This is a genomic window from Micromonospora sp. LOL_013 (assembly GCF_048060315.1).
Lineage (GTDB): Bacteria > Actinomycetota > Actinomycetes > Mycobacteriales > Micromonosporaceae > Micromonospora_E.
Window position 1 is genome coordinate 36,782 of the sequence record NZ_JBHMIQ010000003.1, and the last position, 17,496, is coordinate 54,277.

Here is a 17,496-nt window from a genome sequence, read left to right on the forward strand (position 1 = left end):
CGACGTACTCGCTGGTCCTGGTTGGGGTGGCGGCGGTCAGCAAGACGGCCATGACAACTGGGTAAGGTGCCCCGGAACCGTCGGCGTGTCGGTAGCGGATGGCACCGGTGTCGATCCGGTGAACGGCGGTGGCGATCGAACGGCGGTGGCGGCCGGCTGCGAGGATGGTCCGATGCTGATCTCCGCCCGGTTCAACGGCCCGACCGGCTCCGCCAACGGCGGGTACGCGGCCGGCCGGTTCGCCCAGGCGCTGCTGCGCGCCGAGCCGGCCACCGTGGTCGGGGGTCGACCGGTCCGGGTGACCCTGCGCCGGCCGCCGCCGCTGGACACCGAGCTGCGGGTGGTCCGGTCGGCCGAGGAGACGCTGCGGGTGGAGGCCGGCGCGGATCCGGTGACGCTGATCGCCGAGGCCGAGGCGGTCGACGGCGCGATCGACGGCATGACCGGCCCGGTTGACAGCTCGGGCGGCCCGGTGGGTGGGCCGACCGTACCGCCGGTCGACCTGGCCACGGCGGAGGCCGCCAGCGCCCGGTACCCGGGGCACGACGCGCATCCGTTCCCGGACTGCTACGTCTGCGGTCCACGGCACCCCGACGGTCTGCGGGTGTTTCCCGGGCCGGTGGGTGACGGGCGCAGCGCCGCGCCGTTCGTCGTCCCGGACGACCGTACGGTGCCGACGGTCTGGGCCGCGTTGGACTGCCCCGGCGGCTGGACGGTGCTCGCCCCGGGCCGGCCGTACCTGCTGGGCCGGATGACCGCGACGGTGGCCGCGCTGCCGGCACCGGGCCAGCGCTGCGTGGTGGTCGGCGAGTTGCTCGAAACCAGCGGCCGTAAGGCCGAGGTACGCACGACGCTCTACGATGCTGCGGGACAACCACTGGCGGCGGCCCGGGCGACCTGGATCGCCATCGCCGGCCCACCGCCGGACGACGGGGCGGTGTGACGAGAGGAGCCACATGTCGGAGGACGGACGCATCGTCGTCTCCGGGCTGACCAAGCAGTACCGCACCGTCCGCGCAGTCGACGATCTGTCGTTCACCGTGGAGCCGGGACGGGTGACCGGCTTCCTCGGCCCGAACGGGGCCGGCAAGACGACCACCCTGCGGATGGTGCTCAACCTGGTCTCGCCGACCAGCGGTCAGGCCACCGTGGGCGGGCGGCGGTACGCCGACCTGACCAATCCGCTGCGGCACGTCGGCGCGGTGCTGGAGGCGTCCAGCGCGCACAAGGGCCGCTCCGGGATCAACCATCTGCGGGTGATCTGCGCCGCCGCCGGGTTGCCGCTGCACCGCGCCGAGGAGACGCTCGGCCTGGTCGGGTTGACGCCGGCCGCGAAGCGCAAGTTCAAGGGCTACTCGCTCGGCATGCGGCAACGGCTGGGGATCGCCGCGGCGATGCTGGGCGACCCGAAGGTGCTGATCCTCGACGAGCCGGCCAACGGCCTGGACCCGGAGGGGATCCGCTGGATGCGGGATCTGCTCAAGTCGTTCGCCGCGCAGGGCCGTACGGTGCTCGTCTCCAGCCACCTGCTGGCGGAGATGCAGCTGCTCGCCGACGACGTGGTGATCATCGCGGCTGGTCGACTGGTCCGACACGGCCCGGTCGCCGAGGTGATGGCCTCGATGTCCGGTGCCCCGACGATCCGGGTCCGCACGCCACACGGCGAGAAGCTGACGGCGGCGTTGGGCCGGGCCGAGGCGACGGTGCAGGCCGCGCCGGACGGTGCGCTGCTGGTCGTCGGGGTGGACGCGCCGACGGTCGGCCGGACCGCGCTGGCCGAGGGCGTCGAGCTGCACGAGTTGAGCACCGAACGACCCGACCTGGAACGGGTCTTCCTGGAACTGACCAGCGCGAAGGCGGCCATCCGATGAACCTGGTACGCAGCGAGCTGCTCAAGATCACCTCCACCGCCACCTGGTGGGTCTTCGGCCTGATCTACCTGCCGCTGTGGGCGGTCACCCTGCTGGTCAACTACGTACAGACCGCGGTGCTGTCCGACCCGCAGCGGTTCGGCCCGACGACGCCGGAGAACGACGAGGTGCTCAGCGCCGTCAGTGAGGCGCCGGCGCTGGCGGCCAACCTCTACACCAACGGCCAGTTCTTCGGGCTGCTGGTCGTGATGCTGCTCGGCGTGATCGTGGTGACCAACGAGTACTTCCATCAGACCGCGACCACGACCTTCCTGACCAGCCCGCGACGTACCGAGGTGGTGCTGGCGAAGCTGGCCGCCGCGTCGCTGCTCGGCTTCGTCTTCTGGCTGATCACCACGGTGGTCAACCTGATCGCCGGCGCGCTGGTGCTGGCCACCTTCGACATCGGTCCGGAGTTCGGCTCGGGCGCGGTCTGGGAGGCGGTCGGGCTCAACGGCCTGGCCTACCTGCTGTGGGCGGTCTTCGGGGTCGGCTTCGGAGTGCTGATCCGCAGCCAACTCGGGGCCACCGTCTCGGCGATCCTGCTCTACCTGGGTGGCTACCTCGGCACGGCGATCATCCTGGCCACACTGGCGTCCCGGTTCGGCGACTGGATCAGTGACCTGCAGTGGTTGGTGCCCTCGATCGCGTCGCAGCTGATGGTCGCCGGCACCGACCTGCCGGACAGCCCACCCCGGTGGACCGGTGCACTGATCCTGATCGCTTACGCGCTGTTGACCGGCGTCGTCGGTACGGTGATCACCCGCCGTCGGGACATCTCCTGACCGGTCCGGAATATCACCACTGACCTGCCATTCCGGCCGGTACGGCAACCGCCGTGCCGGCCGGTACGGCTGGGGCAACCGTTGTGAAAAGTGACACGAGCCGCATGCGACAATGCCGCCCGTCGGCGTACGGCGTAGCCTGGTAGCCGTCCCCGACCAGCGCCCCGACCCTGGTGGCGTCCCCCGCGTGACAAATCCGACCGCGTGAAAGAGGCGATTACCGGCCGTGTCGACCCAGCAGACTTCGCAGGACAATCCGCTGGCGGGCTTCGGCCCGAACGAGTGGATCGTCGATGAGATGTACCAGAAGTATCTCACCGATCCCGCCAGCGTAGATCCAGCTTGGCACGACTTCTTCGCCGACTACAGCCGCGAGCAGGTCGCCTCGCCGACCGAGGCGGCCGCCGCGACGGCGACCACGGCCGCCGCCCGGGCCGGCACCGACGCGCCGGCCGCGCGGTCCGCCCAGCAGACCGAAGCGTCCGCGCCGGGTAGCGGGACCACCCGCCGGGCGGCCGAGCCCGCCGCGGCCAAGAGCAGCCCCACCCGGGCGAACGCGCCGACCGGCAGGACGGCACCGGCGGGCAAGGCAGCACCGACCAGGCCGGCCGCCGGCACGGAGAGCACCGGAAAGACCGCCGCCGGCAAGCCCACCGGGGGCCGGTCCGCCGCGACCAGAACGGCGGGCAAGGCACCAGCCGGCAAGGCACCGGCCGACAACGGTTCGACGGCCGGCGGCAGCCGACTGACGCCGCTGCGCGGGGTCGCCGCCCGGATCGTGCAGAACATGGACGCGTCGCTGGCGGTGCCGACCGCGACCAGCGTGCGCGCGGTCCCAGCCAAGCTGCTGGTCGACAACCGCATCGTGATCAACAATCACCTGGCCCGGGGCCGCGGTGGCAAGGTCAGCTTCACCCATCTGATCGGGTACGCCATGGTCCGGGCGCTGGTCGAGCACCCGGAGATGAACAACTCGTTCGCCGAGATCGACGGCAAGCCGAACATGGTCGCGCCGGAGCACGTCAACCTCGGCATCGCCATCGACCTGGCCAAGCCGGACGGCTCCCGGACCCTGGTGGTGCCGTCGATCAAGGCGTGCGAGCAGATGGACTTCCGGCAGTTCTGGCAGGCGTACGAGGACGTGGTCCGCCGCGCCCGCCGGGGCGAGCTGACCATGGACGACTACAACGGCACCACGATCTCGCTGACCAACCCGGGCGGCATCGGCACGGTGCACTCCCAGCCCCGGCTGATGACCGGGCAGGGGGCGATCATCGGCGTCGGCGCGATGGAGTACCCGGCCCCGTACGCCGGAATGTCCGAAGAGACCCTCGCCGACCTGGCAGTCAGCAAGGTCATCACGCTGACCAGCACCTACGACCACCGGATCATTCAGGGTGCGCAGTCCGGCGAGTTCCTCAAGACCATGCATGAGCTGATCCTCGGCGAGCACGGCTTCTACGACCAGCTCTTCACCGCGCTGCGGATCCCCTACGAGCCGGTGCGCTGGGTCCGCGACGTCGCAGTCAGCTCCGAAGGGCAGATCAACAAGACCGCCCGGGTCAACGAGCTGATCCACGCGTACCGGGTGCGCGGGCACCTGATGGCCGACACCGACCCGCTCGAGTTCAAGATCCGTAAGCACCCGGACCTGGACGTGCTGCAGCACGGCCTGACCCTGTGGGACCTGGACCGCACCTTCCCGGTGGACGGCTTCGCCGGCCAGCAGCGGATGAAGCTGCGGCAGATCCTCGGCGTGCTGCGCGACTCCTACTGCCGCCGGGTCGGCATCGAGTACATGCACATCCAGGACCCGGAAGAGCGCCGGTGGATCCAGGAACGCATCGAGCGCGGCTACGAGAAGCTTGACGCGGCCGAGCAGAAGCACATCCTGAACCGGCTCAACGCGGCCGAGGCGTTCGAAACCTTCCTGCAGACCAAGTACGTCGGGCAGAAGCGCTTTTCACTGGAGGGCGGCGAGTCACTGATCCCGCTGCTGGACGAGATCCTGCAGTCCTCGGCCCGGGCCGACCTCGACGAAGTGGTCATCGGCATGGCCCACCGGGGCCGGCTCAACGTGCTCGCCAACATCGTCGGCAAGCCGTACGAGAAGATTTTCTCCGAGTTCGAGGGGCACCTCGACCCGAAGTCCACCCAGGGTTCCGGGGACGTCAAGTACCACCTCGGTCAGGTCGGCAAGTTCACCACCCCGGACGGCGAGCACGGCATCACCGTGTCGGTGACCGCCAACCCGTCGCATCTGGAGGCGGTCGACCCGGTGCTGGAGGGCATCGTCCGGGCCAAGCAGGACCGGATCGACCTCAAGTTGGAGGGCTACACCGTCCTGCCGCTGCTGGTGCACGGTGACGCCGCCTTCGCCGGGCAGGGCGTGGTCGCCGAGACGCTCAACCTGTCGCAGCTGCGCGGCTACCGGACCGGCGGATCGGTGCACGTGGTGGTCAACAACCAGGTCGGTTTCACCACCGCGCCGGAGCACAGCCGCTCGTCGCTCTACTCCACCGACGTATCCCGGATGATCCAGGCGCCGATCTTCCACGTCAACGGCGACGACCCGGAGGCGGTGGTCCGGGTCGCCCGGCTCGCCTTCGAATACCGCCAGGCGTTCAACAAGGACGTCGTGATCGACCTGGTCTGCTACCGGCGGCGTGGGCACAACGAGGGCGACGATCCGTCGATGACCAACCCGTTGATGTACGCGATCATCGACTCGAAGCGCAGCGTCCGCAAGCTCTACACCGAGGAGCTGATCGGCCGGGGTGACATCACCATCACCGACGCCGAGGAGCTGCTGCGCGACTACCAGACCCAGCTGGAGCAGGTGTTCAAGGCGACCCGGGACGCCGCCACCTCGGCTACCAGCCGGTTGCCCAGCCGCCAGCCGGAGCCGGAGCCGCAGGTGGCGACCGCGGTGGACGCCGCCGCCGTGCGGGCGGTCGGCGACGCGCACGTGGACCTGCCGGAGGGCTTCACCCCGCACAAGCGCATCCAGCAGCTGCTGGAGCGGCGGGCGAAGATGTCGGTTTCCGGCGACATCGACTGGGGCTTCAGCGAGATCGTCGCGTTCGGCACGCTGCTCGCCGACGGCATCACCGTCCGGCTGGCCGGCCAGGACTCCCGCCGTGGCACCTTCGTACAGCGGCACGCCTCGGTGGTCGACGCCCGCACCGGGCGGGACTACCTGCCGCTGGCCAGCCTGGTCACCGGGCGGGACTACCTGCCGCTGGCCAGCCTGGTCACCGACGAGTCGCGGTTCTTCGTACACGACTCACTGCTCAGCGAATACGCGGCGATGGGCTTCGAGTACGGCTACTCGGTGGAGAACCCGGAGGCGCTGGTGCTCTGGGAGGCGCAGTTCGGCGACTTCGTCAACGGCGCCCAGTCGATCGTCGACGAGTTCGTCTCCTCCGGCGAGGTCAAGTGGGGGCAGCGGTCGGCGCTGACTCTGCTGCTGCCGCACGGCCACGAAGGGCAGGGCCCGGACCACACGTCCGGGCGCCCGGAGCGTTACCTGCAGATGTGCGCCGAGGACAACATGCGCGTCGCCATCCCGTCCACCCCGGCGAACTACTTCCATCTGCTGCGCCGGCAGGCTCTGTCGCCGAAGCGCAAGCCACTTGTGGTGTTCACCCCCAAGTCGCTGCTGCGGCACAAGCTCTGCGTCTCCTCTGTCGCCGACTTCACCTCCGGCACCTTCCAGCCGGTGCTGCCGGACCCGGTGGCCGACGGCCGGCCGGAGGCGGTCAAGCGGGTGCTGCTGTGCACCGGCAAGATCTACTACGACCTGTTGCAGGCCCGTGCCGAACGGCACGCGGGCGCCGGCGGCAACGGTCAGCTCGACACCGACACCGTGATCGTGCGGATGGAGCAGCTGTACCCGCTGCCGGTGGAGCAGATCCGGGCGGCGCTGGCCAGCTACCCGAACGCCGAGGACTTCGCCTGGGTCCAGGAAGAGCCGGCCAACCAGGGCGCCTGGTCGTTCGTCGCGCTCAACCTGCTGGAGCACCTCGACGGCGTACGGCTGCGGCGGATCTCCCGGCCGGCGGCGGCGGCGCCGGCGGTCGGCTCGACGAAGCTGCACGACGTCGAGCAGTCCGCGTTGATCGACGCCGCGCTGCCGCGACGCTGACCGGGAGGCACACGTGTACTTCACCGACCGGGGCATCGAGGAACTGGCGCAGCGCCGCGGCGAGGAGGAGGTGGCCATCTCCTGGCTCGCCGAACGGCTGCGTGACTTCGTCGACCTGCACCCGGAGTTCGAGACCCCGGTGGAACGGTTCGCCACCTGGCTGGCCCGGCTCGACGACGAGGACGACTGAGCCAGGCGTTGACGCTGGACCCGGCCGGGCCGGGACCAAGGTCACCAGACTTCGACCGCCTGCGCCTTGTACGTTGGGGCGGTGGCGCGAAGTGTCTACCTGGCCGGTCTCGGCCCCGGTGGCGGCAAGTCCACCGTCGCCCTCGGCCTGGCCGAGCTGCTGTCCCGCCGGGTCGAACGGATCGGGGTGTTCCGGCCGCTGCTCGCCGGTGCTGGCCCGGACGCGACCCTGACCCTGCTGCGTGAGCGCTACCGGATCGACCTGCCCGACGACCAGCTGTACGGGGCCAGCTACGCCGAGGCGGCCGAGCTGGTCGCCGACGGCCGGCGGGAGGAGCTGATTTCCCGGATCGTCGACCGGTACCGCGAACTGGAGCGGCGCTGCCCGGCGGTGCTGGTGATCGGCAGCGACTTCGACGACGCCGGCGACAACGGCGGTCTCCCCCGCGAGCTGGCGTTCAACGCCCGGCTGGCCACCGAGTTCGGCAGCGTGGTGGTGGCTCTCGTCGACGGGATCCGTCGGGACGCCGCCGAGGTCGCCGGCGCGGCCCGCAGCGCGTACCACTCGTTGACCGAGCTCGGTGCGACGGTGCTGGCCGTGATCGCGAACCGGGTCGACGCCGGGGTGGAGACGCCGACGCTGCCGGTGCCGGTCTACGCCATCCCGGAGATCCCGGCGGTCTCCGCACCGACCGTCGTCGAGGTCGCTGGCGCCCTCGACGCCACCGTGCTGGCCGGCGACGACACCGCCTTGAGCCGTGACGTGCTGGACTTCGTGGTCGGCGCGGCGCACGTGCCGGTGCTGCTGGACCATCTCATCGACGGCGCGCTGGTGATCACCCCCGGCGACCGGGCGGACCTGCTGGTCGCGGTCAGCGCGGCGCACGCCGCCGGGCTGGTGTCGCTGGCCGGGGTGGCGCTGACCCTGGGCGAACGGCCCGACCCGCGGGCGATGCGCCTGGTGGAGCGGCTCGGCACCAACCTGGCGGTGCTGTCCGCACCGGCGGACAGCTTCCATGCGGTCGCCACCGCCGGACGGATCTCCGGCCGGCCCAGCACCGCGAACCCTCGCAAGGTGGAGGCGGCGCTCGGCGCCTTCGAGTCCAGCGTGGACACGACCGAGCTGGCCCGCCGGCTGGACGTGACCCGGTCGGCCCGGGTCACCCCGATGATGTTCGAGTACGCGCTGATCGACCGGGCCCGGGCCGCCCGCCGCCGGCTGGTACTGCCGGAGGGCACCGACGAGCGGATCCTGCGGGCCACCGAGATCCTGCTACGGCGCGGCGTCGCCGACCTGACCCTGCTCGGCGACGCCGACGACATCGGCCGCCGGGCCCGCGAGCTGGGCGTGCAGATCGACGGGGTCGACGTCGTCGACCCGGCGGTCAGCCCCTGGCGCGACGACTTCGCGTCCCGGTACGCCGAGCTGCGCCGACACAAGGGCGTCACCTGGGAGCTGGCGCACGACGTGATGGGCGACGTCAACTACTTCGCCACGATGATGGTGCACGTCGGGCACGCCGACGGCATGGTCTCCGGGGCCACCCACACCACCGCCGCGACGATCCGTCCCGCCTTCGAGATCATCAAGACGCTGCCGGACGTGTCGGTCGCGTCCAGCGTGTTCTTCATGCTGCTCGCCGACCGGGTGCTGGTGTACGGCGACTGCGCGGTCAACCCGGACCCGGACGCCGACCAGTTGGCCGACATCGCGGTCAGCTCGGCACAGACCGCCGCCCGGTTCGACATCGAGCCACGGGTCGCCATGCTGTCCTACTCCACCGGGACGTCCGGCAGCGGCGACGACGTCCGCAAGGTCGCCGCCGCCACCGACCTGGTCCGCAAGCGCTGCCCGGACCTGCTGGTCGAGGGCCCGATCCAGTACGACGCGGCGATCGACCCGACGGTCGCCGCCACCAAACTGCCCGGCAGCGACGTCGCCGGGCGGGCCACCGTCTTCGTCTTCCCCGACCTGAACACCGGCAACAACACCTACAAGGCGGTGCAGCGGTCGGCCGGTGCGGTCGCCGTCGGGCCGGTCATGCAGGGTCTGCGCCGGCCGGTCAACGATCTGTCCCGGGGAGCCACCGTGCCCGACATCGTCAACACCGTGGCGATCACCGCGATCCAGGCGGCCGCGCGATGAGCGACGTGGCCCGGATCCTGGTGCTCAACTGCGGCTCGTCGTCGCTGAAATACCAGCTCTTCGGCGGCGACAAGGTGGTCGACAAGGGCACCGTGGAACGGATCGGCGAGCCCGGTGGCGGGCCGGCCGACCATGCGGCCGCGCTGCGGCTGATGGCCGAACGGGTCGACCTGACCGGGCTCGGCGGGGTCGGGCACCGGGTGGTGCACGGCGGTGTCCGGTTCGCCGAGCCGACGCTGATCACCGACCAGGTGGTCGCCGAGATCGAGCGGCTGGTGCCGCTCGCTCCGCTGCACAACCCGGCCAACCTGATCGGGATCGCCCAGGCCCGCCGGCTGCTGCCCGGTGTGCCGCAGGTCGCGGTCTTCGACACCGCCTTCCACCGCACCCTGCCGCCGGAGCAGGCCAGCTACGCGATCGACGCCGACACCGCGCAGCGGTACGGCATCCGCCGGTACGGGTTCCACGGCACCTCGCACGCGTACGTGTCCCGGCGGGCCGCCGCCCTGCTCGGCCGGGCACCGGCCGACGTCGATGTGATCACCCTGCACCTGGGCAACGGGGCCAGCGCCTGCGCGGTGGCCGGTGGCCGCAGCGTGGCCACCTCGATGGGGCTGTCACCGTTGGAGGGTCTGGTGATGGGCACCCGCAGTGGCGACCTCGACCCGGCGGTGGTGTTTCACCTGGAACGGGTGGCCGGCTGGTCGACCACCGACGTCGACCGGCTGCTAAACCAGCGCAGCGGCCTGGTCGGGCTGACCGGGGTTGGCGACATGCGCGAGGTGCTGCGCCGCCGCGCCGACGGGGATCCGGCGGCCCGGCTCGCCTTCGACATCTACTGTGCCCGGATCCGGTTCTACGTCGGCGGGTACCACGCACTGCTCGGTCGGGTCGACGCGATCGTCTTCACCGCCGGGGTCGGCGAGAACGCCGCCCCGGTGCGGGCGGCGGCGCTGGCCGGGCTCGACCGGATCGGTGTCCAGGTCGACGCGCGGCGCAACGACGAGGGTCGCGGCGAGCGAATGATCTCCCCGGACGGCACGCCGGCGCAGGTGTGGGTGGTCCCCACCGACGAGGAGTACGAGATTGCCAGTCAGACGCGGGCGGTGCTGACCAACGGCTGACTCCGGGCCGACCCGGGTCACGGGTGCCGGGTCGGGGCCGGCCAGCGAAGGATCAGAGCACCAGCCAGAGGGCGATCGCGACCACGATCGCCACCGCGACCGCGACCGCGACACCGATGATCAGCGGCAGCCGGGACGGCTGGTCGGCGACCGGCTGCGGCGAGGTCTGGAAGGCCCGGAAGGCCTCGGTGTTGCCGCTCGGATCGACGTACTCGTCAGACATGACGAAAACCCTAGCGAAGTCGGCCGGACGCTGCCACGACCGGCTGGCGCGAGCCGGTGGTCGACTCGGCGGATGCCGGCAACAATCGTCCAATGCGTGACTTCCGTCCGGCGGTAGCCGGCCTGCTCATCGTCGGTCTGCTCACCACCTCGCTGGCCGGATGCGGCACCGCCGCCGCGCCCGGCCCGGTGGCCGACGACCCGACGAGGACGCAGACCGCTGCGGCGGCGGGACAGCCTGACTCGACGTCGGCGCAGCCTGACCAGCGGCCCGGCCGACCGGCACCGACGCGGCGACTCGACGTCGGGACCCGCACCCTTGATCTGAACCGTGGTGACCGGCCGCTGCCGGTCACCGTCTGGTACCCGGTCGGCGGGGACGGCCCGTACCCGGTGGTGCTGTTCAGCCACGGCCTCGGCGGCAAGCCGGCCGACTACCGTACGGTGCTGTCCGAGTGGGCGGCGGCCGGGTTCGTCGTCGCCGCCCCGACCTACCCGTTCACCAGCCAGGGCGGCTCCGGTGGCAACGCACTGGACGTGCTCAACCAGCCGGCCGACGCGTCGCACGTACTGGACGAGTTGCTGGCGCTCGACGGCCGCGACGGTGACGAGTTCGCCGGCCGGCTCGACGTCGAAAGCGTCGCCGCCGCCGGACATTCGGCCGGTGGTATCACCACCGTCGGGTTGTTCACCGCCGCCCGGGACGACCGGCTGGACGCCGGCGTCGTGCTGGCCGGCAGCGCGCTCGGCGTCGGTACGGCGTTCAGCGGGGCCGCCGCCCCGCAGCTGTTCATCCATGGCGAGCTGGACGAGGTGGTGTCGTACGCGTCGGGCAAGGCTGCGTACGACCGGGTGCCGTGGCCGAAGGCGATGCTGAGCCTGCCCGACGGCGACCATGGTCAGTCGCTGCTGCGGCCCGGCAACCCGGCGTACGACGTGGTGCTCGGCACCAGCACCGACTTCCTGCGGTGGACGCTGTACGGCGACGACGCCGCCCGGCAGCGGCTGGCCGACGACCCGCCGGCCGGGATCGCCGTCTTCGACGACCAGCTCTGACCCGGCCCGTTGGTGATGCGGCTCGTCAACGCGGGTGGTCGAGCACCAGTTTGCCGAACGTGCTACCGGCGTGCAGCCGGGTGAACGCGTCGCGCACCTCGCTGAAGCCGTACTCGGTGTCGACGACCGGCCGGATGCCCCGCTGCGCGCACAGCGCCAGCAGATCCCGCAGCTCGTCGGGAGTGCCCATCGAGGTGCCGAGGATCTCCAGCTGCATGGCGAACACCCGGCGCAGGTCGACGGCGGGCAGGTGGCCGCTGGTGGCACCGGACACGACGATCCGGGCACCGGGCGCGGCGGACTTCATCGAATGGTCGAAGGTGGCCGCACCGACGGTCTCAATCACCACGTCGACCCGCTCCGGCAGTCGGCTGCCCGGCGCCAGGGCGGTGGCACCGAGCGCGGCCACCCGCTCCCGCTTTTCGGCGTCCCGGCTGGTCGCGTAGACCCGCTTGCCCAACGCGACGGCCAGCACCACGGCCGCGGTCGCCACCCCACCGCCCGCCCCCTGGACCAGCACCGACTCGGCCTGGTCGACCCGGCCCCGGGTGGTCAGCATCCGGTACGCGGTCAGCCAGGCGGTGGGCAGACAGGCCGCCTCGGTGAAGGTCAGCCCGGCGGGTTTCGGGATCAGGTTCGACCGGGGCACCGCTACCCGGTCGGCGAACGTGCCCGGGTAGCGCTCGGACAGGATCGACATGCCGCGCGGGTCCGCCGGATCGGGCACCACCGAGTGGACGACGACCTCGTTGCCGGCGTCGTCGACCCCGGCGGCGTCACAACCGAGGATCATCGGCAGCCGGTCGGCGGGCAGCCCGACGCCGCGCAGCGACCACAGGTCGTGGTGGTTAAGGGAGCTGGCCCGGACCTCGACCACCGTCCAGTCCGGGGCGGGCAGGTCCGGTTCGGGCAGCTCACCGACGCGCAGCGCGGCAAGCGGGTCGTCGGCGTCGACGGTCGAGGCGAAGACAGCTCGCATGCACCGCACGCTAGCAGCCGTGGTGCCGGCCGGCGCGCCGTGCGTTCCGGCCGGCACGGCAGGTCAGCGACGGGCGACGCCGTCGCGGCGGGCGGCGGCGGCGACCGCCGCGGCGACCGCCGGCGCGACCCGAGGATCGAGTGCCGACGGCACGAACGCCTCCGGTTGCAGCAGGTCGGCCACGACGCCGGCGATCGCGTCGGCGGCGGCCACCTTCATCCCCTCGGTGATCCGGGTGGCACCGGCGTCCAGGGCCCCCCGGAACACGCCGGGGAAGGCCAGCACGTTGTTGATCTGATTGGGGAAGTCGCTGCGGCCGGTGGCCACCAGGGCGGCGTACCGGTGGGCGATCTCCGGGTGGACCTCCGGCGTCGGGTTGGCCAGCGCGAAGACGACCCCGCCGGGTGCCATGCCGGCGACCGCCGATTCGTCGATCTGCCCACCGGAGAGGCCGATCAGCACGTCGGCGCCGACCAGCGCGTCGGCGATGCCACCGGCACAGGCGGCGGTCATCGCGGCCAGCTCGGCCTTGACGCCGGTGAGGTCCGCCCGGTCGGAGTGGATGATGCCGCGCGAGTCGCAGACCACGGTCTTCGCCGGGTCGACGCCGCCGGCGATCAGCATCCGGGTCACCGCGACGCCGGCCGCGCCGGCACCGCTGATCACCACCCGCAGGTCGCCGAGCTTGCGGTCCAGCAGGGCGACCGCGTTGCGCAGGGCGGCCAGCACCACGATCGCAGTGCCGTGCTGGTCGTCGTGGAAGACCGGGATCGGCAGCGCCTCGTCGAGGCGGCGCTCGATCTCGAAGCAGCGTGGCGCGCTGATATCCTCCAGGTTGATCCCGCCGAACGATGGCGCCAGGGCGGTGACCGTCGCCACGATCGCGTCGATGTCCCGGGTGTCCAGACAGATCGGCACCGCGTCGACGTCACCGAACTGTTTGAACAGCACCGCCTTGCCCTCCATGACGGGCATCGCGGCGCGTGGGCCGATGTCACCGAGGCCAAGCACCGCGGTGCCGTCGGTGACCACCGCGACCGTGTGCGACACCCAGGTGTAGTCGTCGACCAGGGTCGGATCGGCGGCGATCGCCTCGCACACCCGGGCCACCCCCGGCGTGTACGCGAGTGAAAGGTCCTCCCGGTCGGCCAGCGCGACGGTGGGCATGATCGCCATCTTGCCGCCCCGATGCAGGTCGAAGACCGGGTCAGAAATTGCCACAGTAGACATGGTGACTCCAGAGCCGTTGAGCGTGACAAATAGCCGCCGGCTCGGCGCGAGGTCAGCGTTGACCGGCGAGGCGCTGCGGGGGTCACCCGGATTCCGTGTCGAGCATAGTGTCACACAGCACGATTTCCTGCGAAGTGATTCACAGCAGTCGGCGACCCGGGCCCACCCGGCGTGGCCGCGGCCAGTAGCGACACAGCACCCGGCCACGCACGTCGGCCACACCGAAGGCGCGTGAGTCGTCGGTCACCAGATCGTTGTCCCCGCGCAACCACCAACCGCCGGACTCGGCCCGTACCACCCGTTTGACCACCAGCAGTCCGGGACGCGACCGGAAGGTGGCGACCACCACGTCCCCCGGGCGGACCGCCCGCCCGCCCCGGCGGACCAGCAGCGCGTCGCCGTGCCGCAAGGTAGGGGCCATCGATGGTCCGTGCACGAGCACGGCGAACAGTGGTGAAAGCACTTGCACCTCCCGCCAGGTCCGCGAGCCCGATGCGCGATAGGGTCGGCAGGGAGGATCATCCTCCAGCTTACGCGTGCCGGCGATCGTGCCGCCGGCCAACACACGGAGGGTCCTGATGCGACTTCTACGCATGTTTACTCCGCGCACGGTGGTCAGCGCCCACTGCGACCTGCCCTGTGGCGTCTACGACCCGGCGCAGGCCCGGATCGAGGCTGAATCCATCAAGGCGATCGCGGAGAAGTACCAGGCGAACACCGACCCGGAGTTCCGCACCCGGGCGCTGATCATCAAGGAGCAGCGCTCCGAGTTGGTCAAGCACCACCTGTGGGTGCTCTGGACCGACTACTTCAAGCCGCCGCACTTCGAGAAGTACCCGCAGCTGCACCAGCTGTTCAACGAGGCTACCAAGCTCGCCGGTGGCGGCGGTGGGACCAAGGCGTCGGTCGACCCGGCCAAGGCGGACGAGCTGCTGGTCAAGATCGACGAGATCGCGAAGATCTTCTGGGAGACCAAGCAGGCATGATCTGTCGGGCCGGCCGGTGCGCGATGCGCACCGGCCGGCCGGTTCCGCCGGGCACGAGCCGCCCTGCCACAGCCGAGGCGTGGCAGGTGCCGCGTACCACCCGCCCGGCTCGGTCGGACGACGAATCACTCCGGATGACACCGCAGGGATAGACGTCAACCGGTAGAGTCCAGGCGGGGGTATCCGGGATGAGTTCGCTGGTCACACAATCCGAGCCGACCGTCGACGATGACGTGGTGCTGCTCACCGTGCCTGCCGACGGCGGCTACCTGAGCGTGCTGCGTACCGCGACGGCCGGGCTGGCCGCACGCCTGCACTTCGCGCTGGACGAGATCGAGGATCTACGGATCGCGGTCGACGAGGCCTGCGCCATGCTGCTCGCCGTCGCCGCCCGCGACGCGGACCTGCAGTGCCGGTTCTCGGTGACCGACGACGCGCTGACCGTCGAGGTCGCCGTCGCGACGGTACGCGGTGCCCGACTGCCACCGGACTCCTCCTTCGCCTGGAAGGTGCTCCGGGCGCTGACCAGCTCGGCGTCGGCGACCGCCAGCAGCGGCCAGGCCAGCATCAGACTGCTCACCCGCCGGTCCGGCGGCCGCTGACCCCGCAAAAAGTTCTCCACCGGCGGTTGTCCCGCCGGTGTTCGGTTGGTCACTCCAGCCCGAAGGCCCGGGTCGTCGGCGGGGCCACCAGCAGCGCCGTCACCAACAGACCGAGGGCGATCAGCGGTACGCCGAGCCAGGCCAGGCCGCCGACGATCATGTAATAGCCGACCGGTAGCAGCATCAACTGCGCGACGATGCCCGGTGCCCGCGCCGCGCTGCGGCGGCGGGCCACGGCACGCGCCAGCACCGCCAGCAGCACCGCGCCGCCGACGGCGAACCCGGTGACGATCAGCGCCGAGACGAGGTCGGTCGCGGCGCTGGTGACGTCCTGGTACGCGAGGTAGCCGGCGACCAGCCCGACGGCCACCGCCTCCCCGGCCAACGCCCACACCGCCCACCGCAGGGTCGCCGGTGTGGGCTGTGCGTCGATGGTCACGGCGTCACGATACCCGCGACAGCTCGCGATAAAGTGCCGCCCATGCGGGCCCTCTTGGTGGTCAATCCGAAGGCCACCACCACCAGCGAGCGCACCCGGGACGTGATCGTCCGGGCGCTGCGCAGCGAAGTCGACCTGTCGGTGGCGTCCACCCACCGGCGCGGGCATGCCGTCGCGTTGGCCAGGGCGGCCGCTGAGGACGACTTTGACGTGGTGGTCACGCTGGGCGGCGACGGCACCGTGAACGAGGCCGTCAACGGCCTGATGACGTCTGCTCCGGCGAGGGAGACGCTGCCGGGTCCGGCGGCGGACCGGCTGCCGGCGCTGGCGGTGGTGCCGCTCGGCTCGACGAACGTCTTCGCCCGTGCGGTGGGGCTGCCGCCGCAGTGGCCGGAGGCGACGAGTGTACTGCTGGAGGGTCTGCGGACCGGGCGGTTCCGTACCGTCGGTCTGGGCCGCGCCGACGGCCGGTACTTCACCTTCTGCGCTGGGCTGGGGCTGGACGCGGCGGTGATCCGGCAGGTCGAGCGGGCCCGGCTGCGCGGGCGCCGGTCGACCGTCGGGCTCTACCTGCGTTCGATGGTCAGCGAGTTCTTCATTGGCATGGACCGGCGGCATCCGGCTATTCGGTTGGAGCGGGCCGGCGAGCCGGTGGCGGCCGAACTCGCCACCGTCGTGGTCCAGAACACCGCGCCGTGGACCTTCTTAGGTGAACGGGCGATCAATCCGAATCCGGAGGCGTCCTTCGATCTCGGCCTGGACGTGATGGCGCTTCGCCAATTGCATGTGCCGAGCACCACCCGCACTCTCGCCCAGATCGCCGCCAGCCGACCGGATCCACGCGGCCGCCAACTCGTCCAACTGCACGATTTGTCCGAATTTACGCTATCCGCAACACAACCGCAGGCCTTCCAACTCGACGGCGATTATCTCGGGGAGCGGCTCAAAGTCCGTTTCACGGCGGTCCGAGGGGCCTTGCGGGTGGTCTTCTGACACGCTCCGTAACTGAGCTTCGACTGCGGAGCGTGACCGGAGGCACGGAAGACACGGGGCTGAAATGCCTGCACTGTGGCGCGGACCGTACTACATTGATTCTCAACTGTCGCACTCCGGGTGTCGGTGAGCGTCAGAAAACGGACAAATAGGTCGTGACGTTGCTCACCCGATTGGACTTTTTCTGAGCGCTACCCTTGACATCGCAGGGGTTCGTGAAAGTATTCACAAGCGGACCGATTCACCCGGGACGTTGCCTGGATGCGCTCGCCACGCGGCAGCTAGGAGCAACGTTCCACAGGCTTACGCCTGCTCACGCGCTGCCGATCCGACGGATGCAATCCGTTGTGGCCGACTGCGCGGGCGCATAAAGAAAAACCGGAGCATTTACCGCCACCGATCCAGAATGAGGAGTGTTGCCGCCATGGACTGGCGTCACCATGCTGTCTGCCGCGACGAGGACCCGGAGCTGTTCTTCCCGATCGGGACGTCCGGCCCCGCGATCCTGCAGGTCGAGCAGGCCAAGGCTGTCTGCCGGCGCTGCTCCGTGACCGACCAGTGCCTGCAGTGGGCGCTGGAGTCCGGACAGGACGCTGGCGTCTGGGGCGGGATGAGTGAAGAGGAGCGGCGCGCCGTCAAGCGTCGCGGCGGACTGCGCGTCCTGCGCGCTCAAACTGCCTGACCCACC

The 17,496-nt window shown here is 70.9% G+C and carries 17 protein-coding genes; 12 read left to right on the forward strand and 5 right to left on the reverse strand.

Going from position 1 to position 17,496, the window contains the following annotated elements:
- Positions 1 to 172 precede the first annotated feature (172 nt).
- The 7 genes from ACFHWS_RS03180 (at position 173) to ACFHWS_RS03210 (ending at position 10,301) form a co-directional block, all read left to right on the forward strand.
- The gene (locus ACFHWS_RS03180) at positions 173 to 943 is read left to right on the forward strand and encodes a hypothetical protein (RefSeq protein ID WP_416552329.1); all 771 of its coding nucleotides are present in this window, start codon (positions 173 to 175) and stop codon (positions 941 to 943) included.
- Between the two features lie 13 nt (positions 944 to 956).
- On the forward strand, positions 957 to 1,871 hold the full coding sequence (locus ACFHWS_RS03185) for an ATP-binding cassette domain-containing protein (protein WP_416567588.1): 915 nt from the start codon (positions 957 to 959) through the stop codon (positions 1,869 to 1,871).
- Complete coding sequence (locus ACFHWS_RS03190; protein WP_416552327.1) at positions 1,868 to 2,695, forward strand: ABC transporter permease; 828 nt, start codon at positions 1,868 to 1,870, stop codon at positions 2,693 to 2,695. Before ACFHWS_RS03185 ends, ACFHWS_RS03190 begins: the two co-directional genes overlap by 4 nt.
- A gap of 226 nt (positions 2,696 to 2,921) precedes the next feature.
- The gene (locus ACFHWS_RS03195) at positions 2,922 to 6,842 is read left to right on the forward strand and encodes a multifunctional oxoglutarate decarboxylase/oxoglutarate dehydrogenase thiamine pyrophosphate-binding subunit/dihydrolipoyllysine-residue succinyltransferase subunit (protein ID WP_416567589.1); all 3,921 of its coding nucleotides are present in this window, start codon (positions 2,922 to 2,924) and stop codon (positions 6,840 to 6,842) included.
- Between the two features lie 13 nt (positions 6,843 to 6,855).
- Positions 6,856 to 7,032: a DUF6104 family protein gene (locus tag ACFHWS_RS03200; RefSeq protein ID WP_199757927.1), complete on the forward strand. Its 177-nt coding sequence runs from the start codon at positions 6,856 to 6,858 to the stop codon at positions 7,030 to 7,032.
- Positions 7,033 to 7,113: 81 nt separating this feature from the next.
- Positions 7,114 to 9,177 (forward strand): phosphate acetyltransferase, encoded by a 2,064-nt coding sequence (gene pta / locus ACFHWS_RS03205; protein WP_416552325.1) that lies wholly within the window; start codon positions 7,114 to 7,116, stop codon positions 9,175 to 9,177.
- A 5-nt stretch (positions 9,178 to 9,182) separates the two neighbouring features.
- A complete protein-coding gene (locus ACFHWS_RS03210) occupies positions 9,183 to 10,301 on the forward strand; it encodes an acetate/propionate family kinase (RefSeq protein WP_416567650.1) in 1,119 nt (372 codons plus the stop codon).
- Positions 10,302 to 10,353: 52 nt separating this feature from the next.
- On the opposite strand, the gene ACFHWS_RS03215 is transcribed toward ACFHWS_RS03210, so the two are convergent.
- Entirely contained in the window at positions 10,354 to 10,524 is a 171-nt protein-coding gene (locus tag ACFHWS_RS03215) for a hypothetical protein (protein ID WP_416552324.1), read from the reverse strand.
- Between the two features lie 92 nt (positions 10,525 to 10,616).
- Here ACFHWS_RS03215 and ACFHWS_RS03220 point away from each other — a divergent pair, with 92 nt between their 5' ends.
- Entirely contained in the window at positions 10,617 to 11,579 is a 963-nt protein-coding gene (locus ACFHWS_RS03220) for an alpha/beta hydrolase family protein (protein ID WP_416552323.1), read from the forward strand.
- Between the two features lie 25 nt (positions 11,580 to 11,604).
- Here the strand turns inward: ACFHWS_RS03220 and ACFHWS_RS03225 are convergent, their stop codons facing one another.
- The 3 genes from ACFHWS_RS03225 to ACFHWS_RS03235 form a co-directional block, all read right to left on the reverse strand.
- A complete protein-coding gene (locus ACFHWS_RS03225) occupies positions 11,605 to 12,558 on the reverse strand; it encodes a zinc-binding dehydrogenase (protein ID WP_416552322.1) in 954 nt (317 codons plus the stop codon).
- Positions 12,559 to 12,621: 63 nt separating this feature from the next.
- Entirely contained in the window at positions 12,622 to 13,788 is a 1,167-nt protein-coding gene (locus ACFHWS_RS03230) for an NAD(P)-dependent malic enzyme (RefSeq protein ID WP_416552321.1), read from the reverse strand.
- Positions 13,789 to 13,927: 139 nt separating this feature from the next.
- The gene (locus ACFHWS_RS03235; RefSeq protein ID WP_416552320.1) at positions 13,928 to 14,257 is read right to left on the reverse strand and encodes a S24/S26 family peptidase; all 330 of its coding nucleotides are present in this window, start codon (positions 14,255 to 14,257) and stop codon (positions 13,928 to 13,930) included.
- 109 nt (positions 14,258 to 14,366) lie between these two features.
- Between ACFHWS_RS03235 and sodN the strand changes: the two genes are divergently transcribed.
- Both sodN and ACFHWS_RS03245 read left to right on the forward strand, forming a co-directional pair.
- Positions 14,367 to 14,774 carry a superoxide dismutase, Ni gene (gene sodN, locus ACFHWS_RS03240; protein ID WP_123605226.1) on the forward strand — a complete coding sequence of 136 codons (408 nt, stop codon included), beginning with the start codon at positions 14,367 to 14,369 and terminating at the stop codon, positions 14,772 to 14,774.
- Positions 14,775 to 14,962: 188 nt separating this feature from the next.
- Entirely contained in the window at positions 14,963 to 15,376 is a 414-nt protein-coding gene (locus tag ACFHWS_RS03245; RefSeq protein ID WP_416552319.1) for an ATP-binding protein, read from the forward strand.
- A gap of 49 nt (positions 15,377 to 15,425) precedes the next feature.
- Here the strand turns inward: ACFHWS_RS03245 and ACFHWS_RS03250 are convergent, their stop codons facing one another.
- The gene (locus tag ACFHWS_RS03250) at positions 15,426 to 15,815 is read right to left on the reverse strand and encodes a hypothetical protein (RefSeq protein ID WP_416552318.1); all 390 of its coding nucleotides are present in this window, start codon (positions 15,813 to 15,815) and stop codon (positions 15,426 to 15,428) included.
- Positions 15,816 to 15,857: 42 nt separating this feature from the next.
- Here ACFHWS_RS03250 and ACFHWS_RS03255 point away from each other — a divergent pair, with 42 nt between their 5' ends.
- The gene (locus ACFHWS_RS03255; protein WP_416552317.1) at positions 15,858 to 16,808 is read left to right on the forward strand and encodes a diacylglycerol/lipid kinase family protein; all 951 of its coding nucleotides are present in this window, start codon (positions 15,858 to 15,860) and stop codon (positions 16,806 to 16,808) included.
- A 424-nt stretch (positions 16,809 to 17,232) separates the two neighbouring features.
- The gene (locus ACFHWS_RS03260; protein WP_123605230.1) at positions 17,233 to 17,490 is read left to right on the forward strand and encodes a WhiB family transcriptional regulator; all 258 of its coding nucleotides are present in this window, start codon (positions 17,233 to 17,235) and stop codon (positions 17,488 to 17,490) included.
- Positions 17,491 to 17,496 lie beyond the last annotated feature (6 nt).